At 72.4% G+C, this 14,625-nt stretch carries 13 protein-coding genes; 4 read left to right on the top strand and 9 right to left on the bottom strand.

What is annotated here, in order from left to right; all coding sequences use genetic code 11:
* Positions 1 to 22: 22 nt before the first annotated feature.
* Genes OV207_RS20150 through OV207_RS20165 form a run of 4 tightly spaced genes read right to left on the bottom strand, consistent with a single transcriptional unit; the run spans position 23 to position 4,901 of the window.
* Positions 23 to 1,054 carry a biotin--[acetyl-CoA-carboxylase] ligase gene (locus tag OV207_RS20150; RefSeq protein WP_267556748.1) on the bottom strand — a complete coding sequence of 344 codons (1,032 nt, stop codon included), beginning with the start codon at positions 1,052 to 1,054 and terminating at the stop codon, positions 23 to 25.
* Between the two features lie 10 nt (positions 1,055 to 1,064).
* Entirely contained in the window at positions 1,065 to 1,682 is a 618-nt protein-coding gene (locus OV207_RS20155) for a hypothetical protein (protein ID WP_193348615.1), read from the bottom strand.
* Positions 1,683 to 1,684: 2 nt separating this feature from the next.
* A complete protein-coding gene (locus OV207_RS20160; RefSeq protein WP_267556749.1) occupies positions 1,685 to 2,602 on the bottom strand; it encodes a HEAT repeat domain-containing protein in 918 nt (305 codons plus the stop codon).
* A gap of 55 nt (positions 2,603 to 2,657) precedes the next feature.
* Positions 2,658 to 4,901: an HTH domain-containing protein gene (locus OV207_RS20165; RefSeq protein ID WP_267556750.1), complete on the bottom strand. Its 2,244-nt coding sequence runs from the start codon at positions 4,899 to 4,901 to the stop codon at positions 2,658 to 2,660.
* A gap of 97 nt (positions 4,902 to 4,998) precedes the next feature.
* On the opposite strand from OV207_RS20165, the gene OV207_RS20170 reads away from it, so the two are divergent.
* Entirely contained in the window at positions 4,999 to 7,194 is a 2,196-nt protein-coding gene (locus tag OV207_RS20170) for a PQQ-binding-like beta-propeller repeat protein (protein ID WP_267556751.1), read from the top strand.
* Positions 7,195 to 7,246: 52 nt separating this feature from the next.
* Here OV207_RS20170 and OV207_RS20175 read toward each other — a convergent pair whose 3' ends face one another.
* A complete protein-coding gene (locus OV207_RS20175; RefSeq protein ID WP_267556752.1) occupies positions 7,247 to 8,176 on the bottom strand; it encodes a hypothetical protein in 930 nt (309 codons plus the stop codon).
* 84 nt (positions 8,177 to 8,260) lie between these two features.
* On the opposite strand from OV207_RS20175, the gene OV207_RS20180 reads away from it, so the two are divergent.
* Complete coding sequence (locus OV207_RS20180; protein WP_267556753.1) at positions 8,261 to 9,259, top strand: alpha/beta fold hydrolase; 999 nt, start codon at positions 8,261 to 8,263, stop codon at positions 9,257 to 9,259.
* Here OV207_RS20180 and udk read toward each other — a convergent pair.
* From udk to OV207_RS20195, 3 genes are all read right to left on the bottom strand, one after another.
* Positions 9,256 to 9,891 carry a uridine kinase gene (udk, locus tag OV207_RS20185; RefSeq protein ID WP_193348609.1) on the bottom strand — a complete coding sequence of 212 codons (636 nt, stop codon included), beginning with the start codon at positions 9,889 to 9,891 and terminating at the stop codon, positions 9,256 to 9,258. The genes OV207_RS20180 and udk overlap by 4 nt on opposite strands.
* A 68-nt stretch (positions 9,892 to 9,959) precedes the next feature.
* Positions 9,960 to 11,606 (bottom strand): DUF692 domain-containing protein, encoded by a 1,647-nt coding sequence (locus OV207_RS20190; protein ID WP_267556754.1) that lies wholly within the window; start codon positions 11,604 to 11,606, stop codon positions 9,960 to 9,962.
* Positions 11,607 to 11,641: 35 nt separating this feature from the next.
* Positions 11,642 to 12,097 (bottom strand): winged helix-turn-helix transcriptional regulator, encoded by a 456-nt coding sequence (locus OV207_RS20195; RefSeq protein WP_193348607.1) that lies wholly within the window; start codon positions 12,095 to 12,097, stop codon positions 11,642 to 11,644.
* A 136-nt stretch (positions 12,098 to 12,233) separates the two neighbouring features.
* On the opposite strand from OV207_RS20195, the gene OV207_RS20200 reads away from it, so the two are divergent.
* The gene (locus OV207_RS20200; RefSeq protein ID WP_193348606.1) at positions 12,234 to 13,013 is read left to right on the top strand and encodes an SDR family NAD(P)-dependent oxidoreductase; all 780 of its coding nucleotides are present in this window, start codon (positions 12,234 to 12,236) and stop codon (positions 13,011 to 13,013) included.
* A 79-nt stretch (positions 13,014 to 13,092) separates the two neighbouring features.
* Here OV207_RS20200 and OV207_RS20205 read toward each other — a convergent pair whose 3' ends face one another.
* Positions 13,093 to 13,413 carry a hypothetical protein gene (locus tag OV207_RS20205; RefSeq protein WP_193348605.1) on the bottom strand — a complete coding sequence of 107 codons (321 nt, stop codon included), beginning with the start codon at positions 13,411 to 13,413 and terminating at the stop codon, positions 13,093 to 13,095.
* 227 nt (positions 13,414 to 13,640) lie between these two features.
* On the opposite strand from OV207_RS20205, the gene OV207_RS20210 reads away from it, so the two are divergent.
* Positions 13,641 to 14,444 carry a GNAT family N-acetyltransferase gene (locus tag OV207_RS20210; RefSeq protein ID WP_267556756.1) on the top strand — a complete coding sequence of 268 codons (804 nt, stop codon included), beginning with the start codon at positions 13,641 to 13,643 and terminating at the stop codon, positions 14,442 to 14,444.
* Positions 14,445 to 14,625 lie beyond the last annotated feature (181 nt).

The following is a 14,625-nucleotide window of genomic DNA, read 5'->3' on the forward strand; positions in this document are numbered from 1 at the left end:
AGTCTACCGCGAAGGCCGGCGGTCAGCCGCGTCCTTGAGGGCGCGATGCGGCCCGGGGACGCACCTGTTCGACGTCGCCCGCGAGCACCCGCTCCACGCGGCCCTCCGCCGTGCGCACCATCAGCGCGCCCGTGGGGTCGATGTCCTCCGCGAACCCCTCCCAGTCCCCCCGGTCCGTGCGCACCCGGACCTGCTGCCCCAGGGTGCTCGACAGGGCCTTCCAGCGGGTGCGCACCGCGTCGAAGCCGGTGGCCAGGTACGTGTCCAGCCAGGCCTCCAGCCGCGTCCACAGGGCCGCCGTGAAGGCCGCCCGGGCCACCGGCCGCCCCAGGGCCTGGGCCACCGACGTGGCGGTGTCCCGCAGCTCCTCCGGGAAGTGCTCCGGGCCCGCGTTGAGGTTGACGCCCACGCCCACGATGACGAAGTGCACGCGCTCCGGTTCGGCGGACAGCTCCGTGAGGATGCCCGCCACCTTGAGGCCCCCCAGCTGGACGTCGTTGGGCCACTTGATGGCCGCGTCGGCGCCGGACTCACGCAGGGCCTCCGCCAGCGCCACGGCGGCCACCAGCGTGAGCTCCGGCGCCCGCTGCGGGGACAGCTCCGGGCGGAGGATGGCGGAGAAGTACAGGTTGAGGCCGGGCGGGGACACCCACGCGCGGCCCCGGCGCCCCTTGCCCGCCGTCTGCTGTTCGGCCACCACCACGGTGCCATGCGGCGCGCCGTCCTGGGCCAGCCGGAAGGCCGTCGCGTTGGTGGAGCCGATGCTGTCGTGGTGGTGCAGCACGCGGCCCATGGCGCGGGTGGCGAGCAGCGGGTGTACCTCCAGCGCGGAGAGCCGGTCCGGCCGGCCCACCAGCCGGTAGCCCTTCGCGGGCACCGCGTCGATGCGGTAGCCCTTCAGCCGCAGGGACTCCACGTGCTTCCACACCGCGGTGCGCGACAGGCCCAGCCGGTTCGACAGGGCCTCCCCGGAGATGAAGCCCTCCCCGCCCTCGGCGAGGAAGCCCAGGATGCGCGCGTCCTGCGACAGCTCGTTCGTCGTCTCCACGGCCATGCGGGGCGCTTCAGTTCGCGGCGGGCGGCGGGGTCGCGGCGGCGCCGGCGGCTCCGACCTTGAAGGACACCAGCTCCAGCTCCGTCTGCGGCACGCGCTTGCCCTCCTGCTCCGTGGCCACGTCCACGCGCACGAGCCCCACGCCCGCGGCGAAGGTCATCGTGTTGACGAGCGTCGTCTTCGCGTCCACCCGGTTGCGGCCCTCCACGCTGACGCAGTTGGGGAACGAGCCCGCGGGGACCTGGCACGCGAAGCCCACCTGCACCAGCTGGTAGCGCTCCGTGGACGACACGGAGACCACGTTGTTCCACCCGCGTCCGGCCTCCAGCGGGCCTCGCAGCAGGTAGCGCTTGGGGTCGCGCAGGCCGAAGGCGTCCACCATCAGCTGGCCGCCCTGGTTGTCCAGGAAGTACCCGTCCTGCTCCTTGACGATCTCCACGGTGACGGGCTTGTCGTCCCGCTTGTCCAGCCGGTACGTCCACTGGTTGCCCACCGCCAGGGGGTAGTACTCGGCGATGGATTCGGGTGCGGGGCGGGCGTCCGACTCGACGCGCTTCGCGCATCCGGAGCCCACGAGCGTGGTGACCAGGAGGGCGATGCCCCCCACCGTCGACAGCGATTGCCTCATACTCAAGGGTCCGCGTGGCCCTGGCCACGCGCCTCCACCGTTGCGTGGTTGCGTGATGCGTAGAGCGTGTCGAGCGCCTGCTTCGCGGCGGCCTGCACCGACGGCGTGTCGTGGCCCTGGGCCACCGTGTACAGGTAGGCCTCCGCTTCGGGGCCGCCAATCTCCCCCACCGCGAAGACGATCTCCTGGAGGAAGCCGGAGTCGCGGCCGCGCGCCAGGTCGATGAGGGCCGGCACCGCGCTCTTCGCCTTCATCTCCGCCAGCGCGCCAATGGTGCGGCGCACCGCGGCCGCGTCGCCGGTGTCCTTCAGGCGTTCAATCAGCAGGGGCGCGGCGGCCGGGTGCTTGCGGTCGGCCAGCGTGCGCAGGGCGAACTCGCGGATGCGCGTGTCGGTGGCGCGCAGGTCCGTCACCAGCGCTTCGTCCGTGCGCTCCAGCGCGGAGAGCTGCAACAGCGCCGACTCCGTCACCTGACGCAGCACGCTCTCCAGCGCGGTGCGCATGGCGGTCCGGCGGCCCTCCTCCGAGTCCTCCTGCACGGGCGCCTCACCCAGGCCCACCACCTCGTAGCGCTGGGGCACGGGGCCGCCGAAGCGCTCCAGGGACAGGTTGGCGCCCACCTCCGCGAAGCTGTGGGGGTTGCCGTCCTTCAGCACCTCGCGGGTGAAGGGCAGCTCCAGCGACATGCGCCAGGGGCGGGCCTTCTTGGGCCCCTCCTCCGACACCAGCTCGAAGCGGCCGGAGGACTCCAGCGCCTCGGAGAGCAGCTCCCGCACCCCGTCCGGGCCGAAGCCCAGCAGGGCGTTGTCCCGCATGGTGTCCCCGGACAGCTCCACCGGCGCCACCGGATGGCGCGGGGCCTGCGAGCGGCAGGCCCCGAGTAACAGCACGCAGGAGGTGAGCAGCAGGGCCGGCTTCATGGCCCCCTTACGCTAACACTCCCGCGTCCATCGCACCCGATTCCGTGAGGGCGTTTCAGCCCTCCTTGCCCTCGGGCGGAGTCTCCGGCTCGGAGGCGACCGGCGCCTCGTGCACCTCGCGGGCCTCGCGGATCTCCGTGGGCTCGCTCGGAGGCGAAGCCGGCTCGGCGGTGGGCGTCGCGGACGCCTCCTGCTCGGGCGACAACGCGGGGCTCGCGCCCGGCGTCACGGCGTCGGACGCGGCCTGCTCGGCTTCAGCACGGGCCCGCGCGGCATCGGCGGACTCGGGCGTCGGCTCCGCCGGAGCGGTCACGGCTTCGCCCGCGTGCCATGCGTTGCCTTCGCTCGGCGCGGTGACGGCTGCTTCCCCGTGGAGGGAGGCAGGGGCCGCTTCGGCGACGGCGGGCAGGGACTCGCCCGCGAGCGCGACCAGCCCCTCGCCCGCGACCGCTCCACCCGCGGAGGGCGCGGCGATCTCACCCGAGGCGGCGACCGCATCACCCGTCGCGGGAGCGCCGGGCTCACCCGGGAGCGCGCCCTCCGCTCCGCGCGTGCCACGGCCGCGACGACCCCGGCGGCGACGGCGGCGGCGCTTGCGCTCGGACGCGGAGGCCTCGGCGGAAGCGCCACCCTCGGCGCCCTCCTTGGCTCCTCCCACGAAGGCGCTGGCGGCCTCCAGGTCGTCGTCCTCGCCGTCGTCATCCCCCTCGTCGGAGTCATCCTCTTCCGACGACGTGGGCGTGAACCCGGCGGCGGCGGCCGGCGGCGCGGCGGCCACCGGTGCGGCCTTGGGCTCCGCGGCTTCGGTCCCGGCCTGTGCGGCGGCCGCGTCGCGGGCTTCGTTGCGCGCGCGCTGGCGGTCGCGGCGGCGCTCGGAGCGCTCCTGACGGTCGCCCCGCTCCGGACGCTCCTCGCGCTCCGGCCGGTCCGCGGCGGGAGCGGTGGCCTCCACCTCGCCACCCTCCTCGCGGGCCTGCTTCTCGCTCTTGCGCTCCTCGCGGCGGCGCTGGGCCTCCTCGGCGTCCAGCTTGGCGGCCTCGAAGAAGCGCTCGTCGATGTCGTACAGCTCCACCTGGGTGACGTTGACGGCCGTCTTGGCCTCCAGGAACTTCTCACCCAGCGCGTCACCGCACCACAGCATCACCAGCGAGCCGGTGGCCTGCGCCTCGGAGCGCGCGTCGCCGCGCACCTCGCCCGCGCTCACCAGCAGACCGACCTGCGCGGAGTAGTGGCCCAGGTCGCGCCGCAGCTCCTGCACCGTCTTGCGGTCCACGCCCGGGGTGCCCTTGAGCATGCGCACCGCGTAGCGCAGCTCCACGCTGCCCTCGCGCTTGCGCGCGGTGAGCAGGGGGCCTTCCTTGGAGCGCTTCGCGACCTTCAGCTCGCGGAAGCCCAGCCCGTGCATCATCTTCACCACGGACTTCTCGAAGGTGCCCACGTCCGCGTCGCCCAGGCGCTTGCGCAGCCCGCGCGCCACCGCCCGACGCGCGTCCTTGAGGGCCGTGCGCGCGGTGGTGATGAGGGCCTCGTCCACCAGGGGCTCGGCGCCCGCGGCGGGCTTGCCCAGCACCGGGCGGCCACCCTCCAGCGGGATGCCCAGGGCCTGCGCGAACGCCGCCTGGAGCTCCAGGGGCGGCGCCTCGCTCGGCGCACCCGCGCGCTCCAGCGACACCTCCCCGGTCTCCTGGTTGAAGGCGTACTGGGGCCGGCGGCCCGCGTCGATGCGGCGCTGGTTGTCCTCCAGCAGGGCGGTGAGCACCGCCTCCACCGTCGTCTCCTCGGCGCACAGCTCCTTGGACCGGGCGCGCTCGATGAGCTGATCCGTGCGCAGGCCGACGTCCGCCTCGCTGAGGATCTCGAACACCACCTCTGGCAGCGGCGGGAAGCGCTTCCTGCGGCCCCGCTCCTCGTCGCCCTCGTCGCGGCGGCGCTTGCGCTCCGTGCCACGTCCCGACGCGCGCACGTTGTCCGTGCGCGGCTCCGGGTGGCGCTCCACCGGCCGCAGGGGAGGAAGCTCCTCCTCCGGATGCGGCTCCATCACGCCCGTCTGTGCAAGTGCCTCGGCATCCTCGGAGAGTGACCAGTCCGTCAGCGCGAAGGTATCCTTCGCCGTGACAATCACCTTGCGATCCCGCGTCCGCCGCGCCATGGCAGCCAGGCGCGACAGCATCGTCACTTCCGGTGTCTTGCCGATGTGGGACAGCAGGCTCTGCTGGATGGACTTCTCCGTGATCTCAAGGAAATGCAGGGGGCGACCTTCGCTCTCCAGCACTCGGAGCGCGGCCTCGTAAAATGTCATCGAGTAATCCCCAAGAATTCCGAACGGTTACAAAAATGTAGGTCCGTATGGGCGGCGGATGCTAGCCACCGCTAAACTGGCTTGTCAACGAACGTAAATGACCCGGATACGCATCGGACAGCGTTGGAAGCGCGAACCGTCAGCCTCCCCGCTCGATTCCATCGCGCTGGAACTGGACGGAGTGAACCTGTTGTCCGGGGCCGTGGAGGAGCCCCTGGCGGAGGTCATTCCCGCTCTGGTGGAGGCCGTGGCGGCGCTGCACGTCGGCGCGCGCCGGATGGCCCAGGTTTCGTTGACGGAGGCCCACCTGGAGCTGGTGCTCCGGCGCGTCGGACCGGACGTCGAACTTTCTGTCGCCAGCCTGGCCCGACCGGCCCATCTGCTGCGCCCGCCTATTAAGGTTGACACGGAGGAATTGACGAAGGCGACCCGCCAGAGCGGCCAGCGCTTCCTCCAGGACGTGGCGAAGGTGGCCCCCAAGGCCCTGTCCCCCCAGGTCGCCCGGAAGCTGGGCGAAGCGCTCAAGGGCCTGGGAAAGCCCGCCCCCCATCAGGAGGACCCGCCGCTTCCCCCCACCCCGCTGCGCATCGACCCGGTGTCCGTGCCGGGCTTCGGCTTCGAGCTCAAGGACGTGTCCCCCGCCGCCCGCGAGGGCCCCGCGAAGGGCCCGTCCGGGGCGCTGGCGCCGTTGCTGGGCGCGGGTGAGGTCTGGCTCGCGCTGCCCGGGCGGCCGCAGGCGTGGCGCGCCCAGGGGCCGCCGTTCCTCACCGTGCTGGAGCTGTCCCGACAGGCGGTGGAGCTGGCGCGGGCCGTGGAGCTGGGCGAGGCGCGCTTCGAGTTCGAGCCCGCCGGCGTGCGCCCCGCGCTGACGCTGGACCTCAAGGGGCAGCGGGCGAAGCTGGGTCCCACCGGCGCCTATTTTCCCCTGGAGCCCGGCGCGCTCCTGTCCGCGCTCTTCCAGTTGGGCGAGGCGCTGGGGCTGGCCTTCGCGGAGGCCCACCGGGTCCAGGTCTCCAACCCGTACCTGGTGGAGCTGACGGAGCGCTGCCGCGAGGGCCTGTCGCACCTGCGCGGCGCGCGGAAGCCGCCTGAAGCGGAGGGCGAGGCGCGCGAGCGCAAGAGTCCGCCCGCGCGCGGAGAGTCCCGGCCGCTGAAGGTCCCGGGGCGGCTGCGGCGCCTGCGCTTCGAGAAGCAGTGGGAGCAGCGCGGGCTGGAGGAGCCGGAGGAGGCGCGGCTGCTCGTGGGCCGGCACGGGCCGGTGTACTGCGCGCCGGGGCTGGCGTGCGCGTTCTCGCGCAAGGACGGCGCGGAGCTGTGGCGCAGGTCCGCGTCGCTGGGCGTGGCGGCGTCCGCGGATGGCCACGCGGTGGCGGCGGATGGGGCGCGCGTGTTCGGCTTCACCGGCCGGGGCGCGGGCGCGCGCTGGCTGCATGACCACGACGGCATCCCGCTGGGGCCCCTGCTGCTGCGCCAGGACGGACTGCTGCTCACGCTGTCGGAGGACCGCACCGCGGTGGCCTTCGCGGAGGCCACGGGCCGCGAGGTGTGGCGCCTGGCCCCGCCCCGCACGCAGCGCGGGTGGCTGGCCACGCAGGGCCACCGGGCGCTGCTGTCCACGGACTCGGGCTACCTCTACGGGCTGGACCTGGAGGACGGGCAGGTGCGCTACCGGCTGCGCTCGCCCATGCCCTTCCACGGGCCTCCGGTGGCGTGGGGCAAGCGGTTCCTGGCCATCCTGGGGCGCGGCTCGCACTGGGCGATGCTGCTGTCGGACGCGCACACCGGCGAGGCGCTGTGGACGCACGAGCCGGATCTCACCCTGCCCTCCACGCCGCTGCCCATGGGCGCGCGGGTGTTCCTCGCGGGCATGCGTGACGAGGACGGGCTGCTGGTGTGCCTGGACTCGCGCGGGCGCAAGGTGTGGGAGCGCGCGCTGCACCTGGGCCCGGGGCCCTACGCGCTGGCGCCGCTGCCGCGCGCGGTGGTGGTGACGAGCGCGTCCGGGGCCGCCGCCCGCGTGTCCGTGTCCGGACAGGTGGACTGGCGCGTGGGGGCCGCGGGGGAGCCGCTCATCGCGGCGCTGCCGGCGCGCACCGCGCGGGACGTGACGCTGGTGGCGGGCGAGGTGGTGCGCGCGGTGGATCCTCGCGGCGGACAGGTGCTCGCGGAGGTGCGCGCGGGGGTGGGGCTGGTCGCGCTCCAGGCCGACGTGCGCCTCAACCTCTACTTCCTGGACGACGCCGGCACGCTGTCCGCGTACCGGCTGGGGTCCCACTTCGCCGTCGTCGGGTGACGACGGCGAAGGGCTCATCGCCCGACACCGGGCGACATCGGACGACGAAGGGCTACTCGCCCTTCTTGGCGGAGGCCTTGGCCGGGTCGATCTCCTCCTCCGGCCGCTCCTCCTGCGTGGCGCCTTCCCACGTCTCATTGGCGCCCAGCTTCCACTCGGACGGCACGTCCAGCTTCCACACGTAGGTGGCGTTGGCGTTGCCACCGGACGCCGCGTGCGACGCGACGTTGATGGTCATCTCCAGCTTCGCCACGTCCGCGGGCATGAGGTCCAGGTCGTAGTGGCCCAGCACCATCTGCGGGGGGAACTCGGCGATGAGGCGCTCCGGGTAGTCGATCTTCATCGACGGATCCGCGCCGCGCATCTCCCCCAGCAGCTTGCCCTTCGCGTCGGTGAGCTTCCACACGGTGTCGAACGAAGCGCTGGTGACCATCTTCTTCACCTTGCCCTCCTCCTTCTCCACGCGCTGCGCGCCCCAGAGCGCCATCTGCAGGCGCACCTGCGGCTTGCCCATCACCATCACGACGTCGGAGCTCACCATGTCCAGGCGCATGCCCTTGTCGCTGGCCGTCCACACCGGGCGGTAGCGGCCTTCACGCAGGCTGTCGAACTGCTTGCGCGCGTACTCGTAGAACGCCTTGCGATCACCCCCGCGCGCGTCCTTCTTCTCCCCCGCGGACGACTCCCGCTTCTCCAGCTCCTGGAGGTAGCTGTCGAACTTCGTGTTGCCCTCGAAGCGCGTCAAGTGCGCGTCGACGTCCTCGAAGTACGTCTTGAAGAAGGGCTTCAGCTCGTCCCGGTACGAGGCCTCATCGGGGTTGGTGCGCATCCAGCCCACGCGCTCCAGGTAGACGGTCTGGACGCGGCGGAAGTCGGCCTCCCGCTCCGCCTCCTTCGTCCGTGCGGCGGAAGTGCGGTAGCTCGTCACCGCGGCGAGGATCACCAAGGCGATGAGAACAATGAATCCGAAGTAGCGCTTCACGCGTCAGGCTCCTGTGCGTTCGGGCAGGCAATGATATGAGCCTGCATCATCGTGCTCCACGCCGGGGGAATCCAATCGTTCACCGTGCCCCTTCCCCTGGAGGAAGGTGAGCTGCTGGGGAACCCCCAGATTGCCTGGCAGGCCTACGGAAAACCGTCGGATGGCAAAGCGGTGGTGGTGCTGCACGACCTGTCTCATTCCCATCAGGCGCTGGAGCCCCGCACGGACGCTCCGTATCAGCCCTCCGGCTGGGGCCATGAGCTGATCGGCCCCGGCAAGGCGTTGGATCCGGAGGTGACGCCGGTGCTCGTGCCCAACCTGCTGGGCAGCCCGTTCGGCTCCACGTCGCCCATCACGGTGGAGCCCAACTCCGGCAGCGTCTGGGGCAAGGCCCTGCCTCCGCTCACCGTGCTGGACATGGCGCGGGGGGTGTCCGCGCTGCTGCGGGCGCGGGAGCTGACGCACGTGCGGGCGCTGGTGGGCGTGGGCCTGGGCGGGCTGGTCGCGCTGCGGCTGGCGGCGCTGTTCCCGGAGCTGGTGGACAGCGTGGTGGTGCTGGGCGCGGCGCGCGCGCTGCCGGAGGGGCTGCGCGAGAAGCTGGGGCTCACGTCGCAGGTGCTGCGCATGGCGCCCGATAACGAGGACACCCCTCCGCTTCGCGAGCGCGCGCCCAACAAGACGCTGTCGCGGCTGCGGATGGACTACCAGCGACTGCTGTACGGACGTGAACACCTGGGCGCGGCGTATCCGGACAGCGCGGCGGCGCAGGCGGCGCTGGAGGCGGAGGCCGCGTCGTTCGCGGACACGTTCGACCCGACGGCGTGGTCGCTGCTGTGCTCGGCGTACGCGGGCTGCGACCTGACGGACACGTTCTCGCAGATCCGCGCGCGGGTGCTGCTGCTCACGGGTTCGACGGACGCGCTGGCGCCCATGGGCCGCGTGCGCGACACGTACCACCTGCTGACGGCGGCAGGCGTGCAGGCGCGGTTCGTGGAGCTGCAGGGGCCGGGAGATCACGGCACCCTGCTGTCGGACGCGCACCGGCTGCGTGGCCCGGTGCAGGACTTCCTGCGCTGGCGCTAACGCGTCAGGTGGGGGGCGGCGAGCCGGGCCCGGAGCGCGCCCACGAGCATCCCGATGGCGATGTCGTTGTTGCCGCCGTGCGGGATGATGATGTCCGCGTGGTGCTTGGACGGCTCCACGAAGCCCATGTGCATGGGGCGCACGTGGCGCAGGTACTGGCCCACCACATGGTCGAAGTCGCGGCCGCGGTCCTTGATGTCGCGCGTGAGGCGGCGAAGGATGCGCAGGTCGTCGTCCGCGTCGACGTAGATCTTCACGTCCATCTCGTCGCGCACCTCCTTCATGTGCAGCACGAGGATGCCCTCGATGAGGATGATGTCCCCGGGGTCCACGCGGTGGGTGTGCGGCTGGCGGCCGGACGTGACGAAGTCGTAGACGGGCTTCTGGATGGCCTGTCCCTGCTTCAGCGCGCGCAGGTGGTCGACCAGCAGCTCGATGTCGAACGCGTCGGGATGGTCGAAGTTCACCTCCCGCCGGTCCGCCAGGGACATGTCCTTCAGGTCCCGGTAGTACGAGTCCTGATCAATGAAGGCGACCCGGCAGTCGGCGAGGGCCTCACGCACCTTGCGGGCCACCGTTGTCTTACCGGATGCGGTGCCGCCCGCGATGCCAACGACGAGGGGTGACGACATGCGGCGGGCAGTATCCCACCGGACAGGTGGGCGCAAGGATCCGTTGACCCCCTGACATCCCGCGCCCCTTATGCCCTCCGCAAGAGCCCCCGCCCCTGCCCCTCCGCCAGCAACCCCGGAGGCAGCGCTTCCACCGGGAGCGGGCCGTCCGCGAGCGCCCACAGCCCGTCCGCCACCCCTGGCGGCAGCGTCACGACCTCGAAGCCCTGCGCCCGGCGGCGGATGGCGAAGCGCCACGGTCCCGGACCCGGCCGGGCCGCCACCTGCGTCAGGGCATCCAGGCCGGACACCTCCAGCGCCCCGCAAGCCCACGCACGGCCGGTGAGGTGCCGGCGCAACGCGCGTGTGGCGAACACCAGCTCCGTCAGGTCGGCGGGGAAGGAGCCCAGGCGGACGTCCTCGGCCAGCGCCACCTGTCCGGGCGCCGGGGCCGGGGGCGCCTGGAGGAAGGCGTGCGGCAGCATCATCTCCAGCGACAGCGCGGCGGCCACGCCATCCGACGCGGAGGCCATCACGCGCCTGCGGGCCCAGGACGCGAACGCATGCGACAGCGACCTGCCCAGCCCGTCGAACAACGCCCGGTATTCGCGCGAGCAGGTGAAGGACTCCAGCCCCTCCGGCGTGCCCGCGAGCAGCAGGCGCGTCAGGGGCCAGTCCTTGTCCAGCTGCTCCGCCACCACCGCGAGCCGGAAGTCCCGGTCCGCGCGCGAGCCCTCCGGATCCTCGTCCTCCGAGGCCGGCGTGACGCCGTGGCCCACGTCGAACAGCGCCCACGGACGGCTCTCCCCGGTGAGCGCGGGCACGGGCTCGCGCGACGCGGGCAGCGCCACGGACGGGCGGGCCTCCTTCGGCACCAGGGCGCGCAGGCGGCGCAGCGAGGCGAGCGCCACCTCCGGGGGGTGTCCGTCCCCCTCGAAGGTGACGGCGCGCAGGCGGGAGCAGCGCGGGAGCACGTCGGCCAGCAGTTCGAACAGCTCCTCGCGCACGGGCTGCGTGTGGTCGTCCACGTAGAAGGACCGGGTTCCCCGGCGCGTCACCACGCCTCCCGCGATGTGGATCTCCACGACCTGCTCCAGCGGGAAGCCGTCCAGCCCCGCGCGCAGCGGCAGGCCCGCGGAGAGCTGGTGGCTGAGGAGGTGCCCCAGGTCCAGGAGCAGCGGCAGGCCCGTGCGCGCGTGCAGCTTCGCCATGAAGTCCAGCGCGTGCAGCCCCCCTCGCGTGGCGAGCACCGCGGGGTTCTCCACCACCAGCGGGACGCTCAGGCCCGCCTGGACGTGGAGCGCGTGCGCCGCGCAGTCGCGCACGCCCGCTTCGTTGAACGGCGGCGTCACGTACAGGTAGCCCGGAAAGGGCTGGCCGCCCGCGTGCCACCAGCCGACGTCGTTGCCCACCCACGGACTGCCCACGGCCTTCGCGTGCGCGTCCAGGTGCGCGAGCGCGGACGCGGGCTCCAGGTCCGGACCGTAGAGGTTCAGGTGCACCGGGTGGAAGAGCACGGGCACGTCCGCGCGCCGGCGCCACATCTCCGGGAAGAGCGTGGCCTGGGCCTTCGCCTCCTCCAACGCGATGGGCGCGCTGTACTCCACGAAGTCGAAGAGCCCGGGGGCCGCGTCCAGCAACCGGTACGGATGCGGCACGTCCGAAGCGCTCAGGTTGCTGCTCAGTCCCAGCCCCATCCAGGGCAGCGTCCACGATTCCGATGCAGGGCGCGTCATGGGCACACCCTAACCAGCCCGGGCCCTGCATGGCGCTAGCGTTCTTCGGGCGGCACCCGCTCCGCCCGCGTGTCCTGGGAGGTCAGCAGCCGTCCGTCCGCCGCACGCACCTCCAGCGGCTTCAACGGCAGGCCGTGCACCTTGTCGCGCAGCTCCGTGCGCGCCTCGCCCTGCTGGAAGCAGTTCTCCCGGCCCCACTCGCCCAGGGCGACCAGGATGGGGAAGAGGCGTTGGCCCTTCGCCGTCAGCACGTACTCCTGCCAGGCGCTGCCGTCCGACGCGGGCTGGACCTCCAGGATGCCGTGCGCCACCAGGTGGCGAAGGCGCTGCGACAGGATGTTCTTCGCCACGCCCAGGCTCTTCTGGAACTCACCGAACCGGCGCAGCCCGAACTGCGCGTCGCGAACGATGAGCATCGACCACCAGTCGCCAATGACGTCCAGCGACCGGGCCACGGGGCAGGCCACCCCCTCCATGCTCGTCCGCTTCATCCTCGCCTCCTTCCGGGCCTCCGCCGGGCCCCATTCCCCAGAGGGGAGCGTGCTTCTGGTTGCATAACGAAACCACCGCGTTTAGTCATCCCTCACTTGGTTTCATCATGAAACCAATCAAGCCGGAGGCACGCGGATGAGGCTCAAGGGAAAGACGGCGCTGATCACGGGCGGCAACAGCGGCATCGGGTTGGCGACGGCGCGGCTGTTCGTGGCGGAGGGGGCGCGCGTGGCCATCACCGGGCGCAACCGGGAGACGCTGGACGCGGTGGCGAAGGAGCTGGGCGCGAACGTGCTGGCCGTCCAGGCGGATGCCACGGATCCGGCGGCGCTGGAACGCGCGGTGGCGGCGACGGTGGAGCGCTTCGGGGGCCTGGACATCGTGTTCGCGAACGCGGGCATCGCGGGGATGACGCCCGTGGGCAAGACGTCACACGAGGCGTTCACGTCCATCCTCGGGACCAACGTCACCGGCGTCTTCTTCACGGTGCAGGCGGCGGCCCCGCACCTGAAGGCGGGCGCGTCGGTCATCCTCACGAGCTCGGTGCACAGCGAGCTGGGCATGCCGGGGTACTCGGCCTACGCGGCGAGCAAGGGCGCGCTGAAGGCGATGGCGAGCGTGTGGGCGTCGGAGTTCGCGCCGCTGGGCATCCGGGTCAACGTCGTGTCCCCGGGCGCGACGCGCACGCCCCTCTGGGATGCACACGCCCCCAACCCGGAGGCGTACGCGAAGCTGGACAAGGCGATCTCGTCCACCATTCCGCTGGGCCGCATGGGCGAGCCGGAGGAGATCGCGAAGACGGTGCTGTTCCTCGCCTCGGACGACGCGTCGTACGTGCACGGGCAGGACCTCTACGTGGATGGCGGCGTCAACGGCGCGCCGTCAGGGGCGCCCATGCTGCGCGCGCCCAGGTAGGGACCGACGCCTTGCTCCACGAGCGTCACGCCGGCCCCTCCGACATCGAGGCGTGACGCCGCGCCCTGCCCCGCCGTGCTCAGGGCTTTGGCTGGCGTGCGGCGGCCTCGCGCGCGGCTTCGAGCACGTCGTCCACCGCGGACTCCACCGCGTCGCTCACCAGCTCCGGCGCGGACATGCGCCAGCGCGCGAGCGACGCCTCATGCATCGCCTCCGGGTCCTGGAGCTTCGCGTCCGTCTCCGGCGCGACCTCCGCGATGCAGTCCGGACACACGCCCTCCAGCGCCCGCGACCACACCTCCAGGTGCGTGGTGATGAGCACGCCCTCCATCGCCAGGGCCTCGCGCAGCCCCCGCCGGCCCGCGCCGCGCATCTGCGTGCCGTGCACCCGATCCAACATCGTCCGCATCCACGCGGCCACCGCATCAGGTCGGGGACACGTCTGCCTTGCGCAGACCCGACACGTCGTCTGCCACGACTGCCCTTCCATTGGATTCATCGCGTCACGCTCCTCACGGCCCCCGGTGCCGCTTTCGCTTTAGCAAGGCCCCTGCCCCCACGCACGTAGACGCAAGGCGCTGAGAATGCGGAGAATCCTTTTTCCCTTTCCCCCGCCCGAGGTGGCCCTTGTCCCGAGCCGAGATCGACGAATCGCACGCGCAGTTCCGAGGCGCCTGGAGGCTGTTCGCGCTGGGCCTGCCCGGGGGAACGGTGGTGGAGCGGGCGGAGGTGTTCATCACCGCGGGGCACGTGTCGTGGTCGCTGATGAACATGGCGTTCCTGTCGAAACCCGCGGAGACGGAGGCGGACCTGGAGCGCGCCGTGGACCTGGCGGCGCGGTACTTCGAGCAGGGGCCGCATGGGTGGGCCTTCACGCTGACGGCCGACTGGCTCTCTCCCGCGCTGCGCCCCCAGGCGGACGCGGTGCTCGCCTCCCGTGGACTCAAGCCCGGCATGTTCATGACGGGCATGGTGGCGGACCGCCTGCTCGCGCCGGTGCGCCCTCCACCGACGCTCGACGTCCGGCCGGTGCGGGACGCATGGGGCTACAACGTCGTCGCCGACGTGAATGCCGCCTGCTACGACATGCCGCAGGTGCTCGGACGTGAGGCCCTGGCGGCACCGGGCATCTACGGACCGGAGTGCCGTGCCTTCGTCGGCTGCCACGACGGCGCACCGGGCACCACCACCGCGGCGCTGCGCGTGGACGGGGTCATCTACATCGCGCTCGTGGCCACGCTGGCCGAGCATCGCCGCCGGGGCTCCGCCGAAGCCGTGCTGCGCCATGCCCACTCGGAGGCGAAGCGGGCGTGGGGCCTGGAGCGCACGGTGCTGCATGCCACCCCCGCCGGCGCCCCCATCTACCGGCGCATGGGCTACCGGGACGTGACGGGCTTCGTCACGTACTTCGCCCCGCCGAAGAGCACCTGAGCCTCCCCAGCCGCACGGCGACCGGGGTCACGTCCGCGCTGCTGCCTCCCTGCCCCCTGCCCGGAGATCAGTGCGAGCGTGGCCCACACGGGCCCGCAGTGAAGCGTCGTCCAACGAACGCCGCATGGCCCCGAAGCCAGGGGCCGGGGGTTGGAATCAACGCGTGAATGCCTAGCTTGGG

The organism is Corallococcus sp. BB11-1 (assembly GCF_026626625.1).
In the GTDB taxonomy this organism is placed as follows: domain Bacteria; phylum Myxococcota; class Myxococcia; order Myxococcales; family Myxococcaceae; genus Corallococcus; species Corallococcus soli.

What these genes read in the sequence shown, in the direction of transcription:
- OV207_RS20150 (WP_267556748.1), bottom strand. Translation starts at nt 1,054, where the DNA reads ATGGCCGTGGAGACGACGAACGAGCTGTCGCAGGACGCGCGCATCCTG.
- OV207_RS20155 (WP_193348615.1), bottom strand. Translation starts at nt 1,682, where the DNA reads ATGAGGCAATCGCTGTCGACGGTGGGGGGCATCGCCCTCCTGGTCACC.
- OV207_RS20160 (WP_267556749.1), bottom strand. Translation starts at nt 2,602, where the DNA reads ATGAAGCCGGCCCTGCTGCTCACCTCCTGCGTGCTGTTACTCGGGGCC.
- OV207_RS20165 (WP_267556750.1), bottom strand. Translation starts at nt 4,901, where the DNA reads ATGACATTTTACGAGGCCGCGCTCCGAGTGCTGGAGAGCGAAGGTCGC.
- OV207_RS20170 (WP_267556751.1), top strand. Translation starts at nt 4,999, where the DNA reads ATGACCCGGATACGCATCGGACAGCGTTGGAAGCGCGAACCGTCAGCC.
- udk (WP_193348609.1), bottom strand. Translation starts at nt 9,891, where the DNA reads ATGTCGTCACCCCTCGTCGTTGGCATCGCGGGCGGCACCGCATCCGGT.
- OV207_RS20190 (WP_267556754.1), bottom strand. Translation starts at nt 11,606, where the DNA reads ATGACGCGCCCTGCATCGGAATCGTGGACGCTGCCCTGGATGGGGCTG.
- OV207_RS20195 (WP_193348607.1), bottom strand. Translation starts at nt 12,097, where the DNA reads ATGAAGCGGACGAGCATGGAGGGGGTGGCCTGCCCCGTGGCCCGGTCG.
- OV207_RS20200 (WP_193348606.1), top strand. Translation starts at nt 12,234, where the DNA reads ATGAGGCTCAAGGGAAAGACGGCGCTGATCACGGGCGGCAACAGCGGC.
- OV207_RS20205 (WP_193348605.1), bottom strand. Translation starts at nt 13,413, where the DNA reads ATGTTGGATCGGGTGCACGGCACGCAGATGCGCGGCGCGGGCCGGCGG.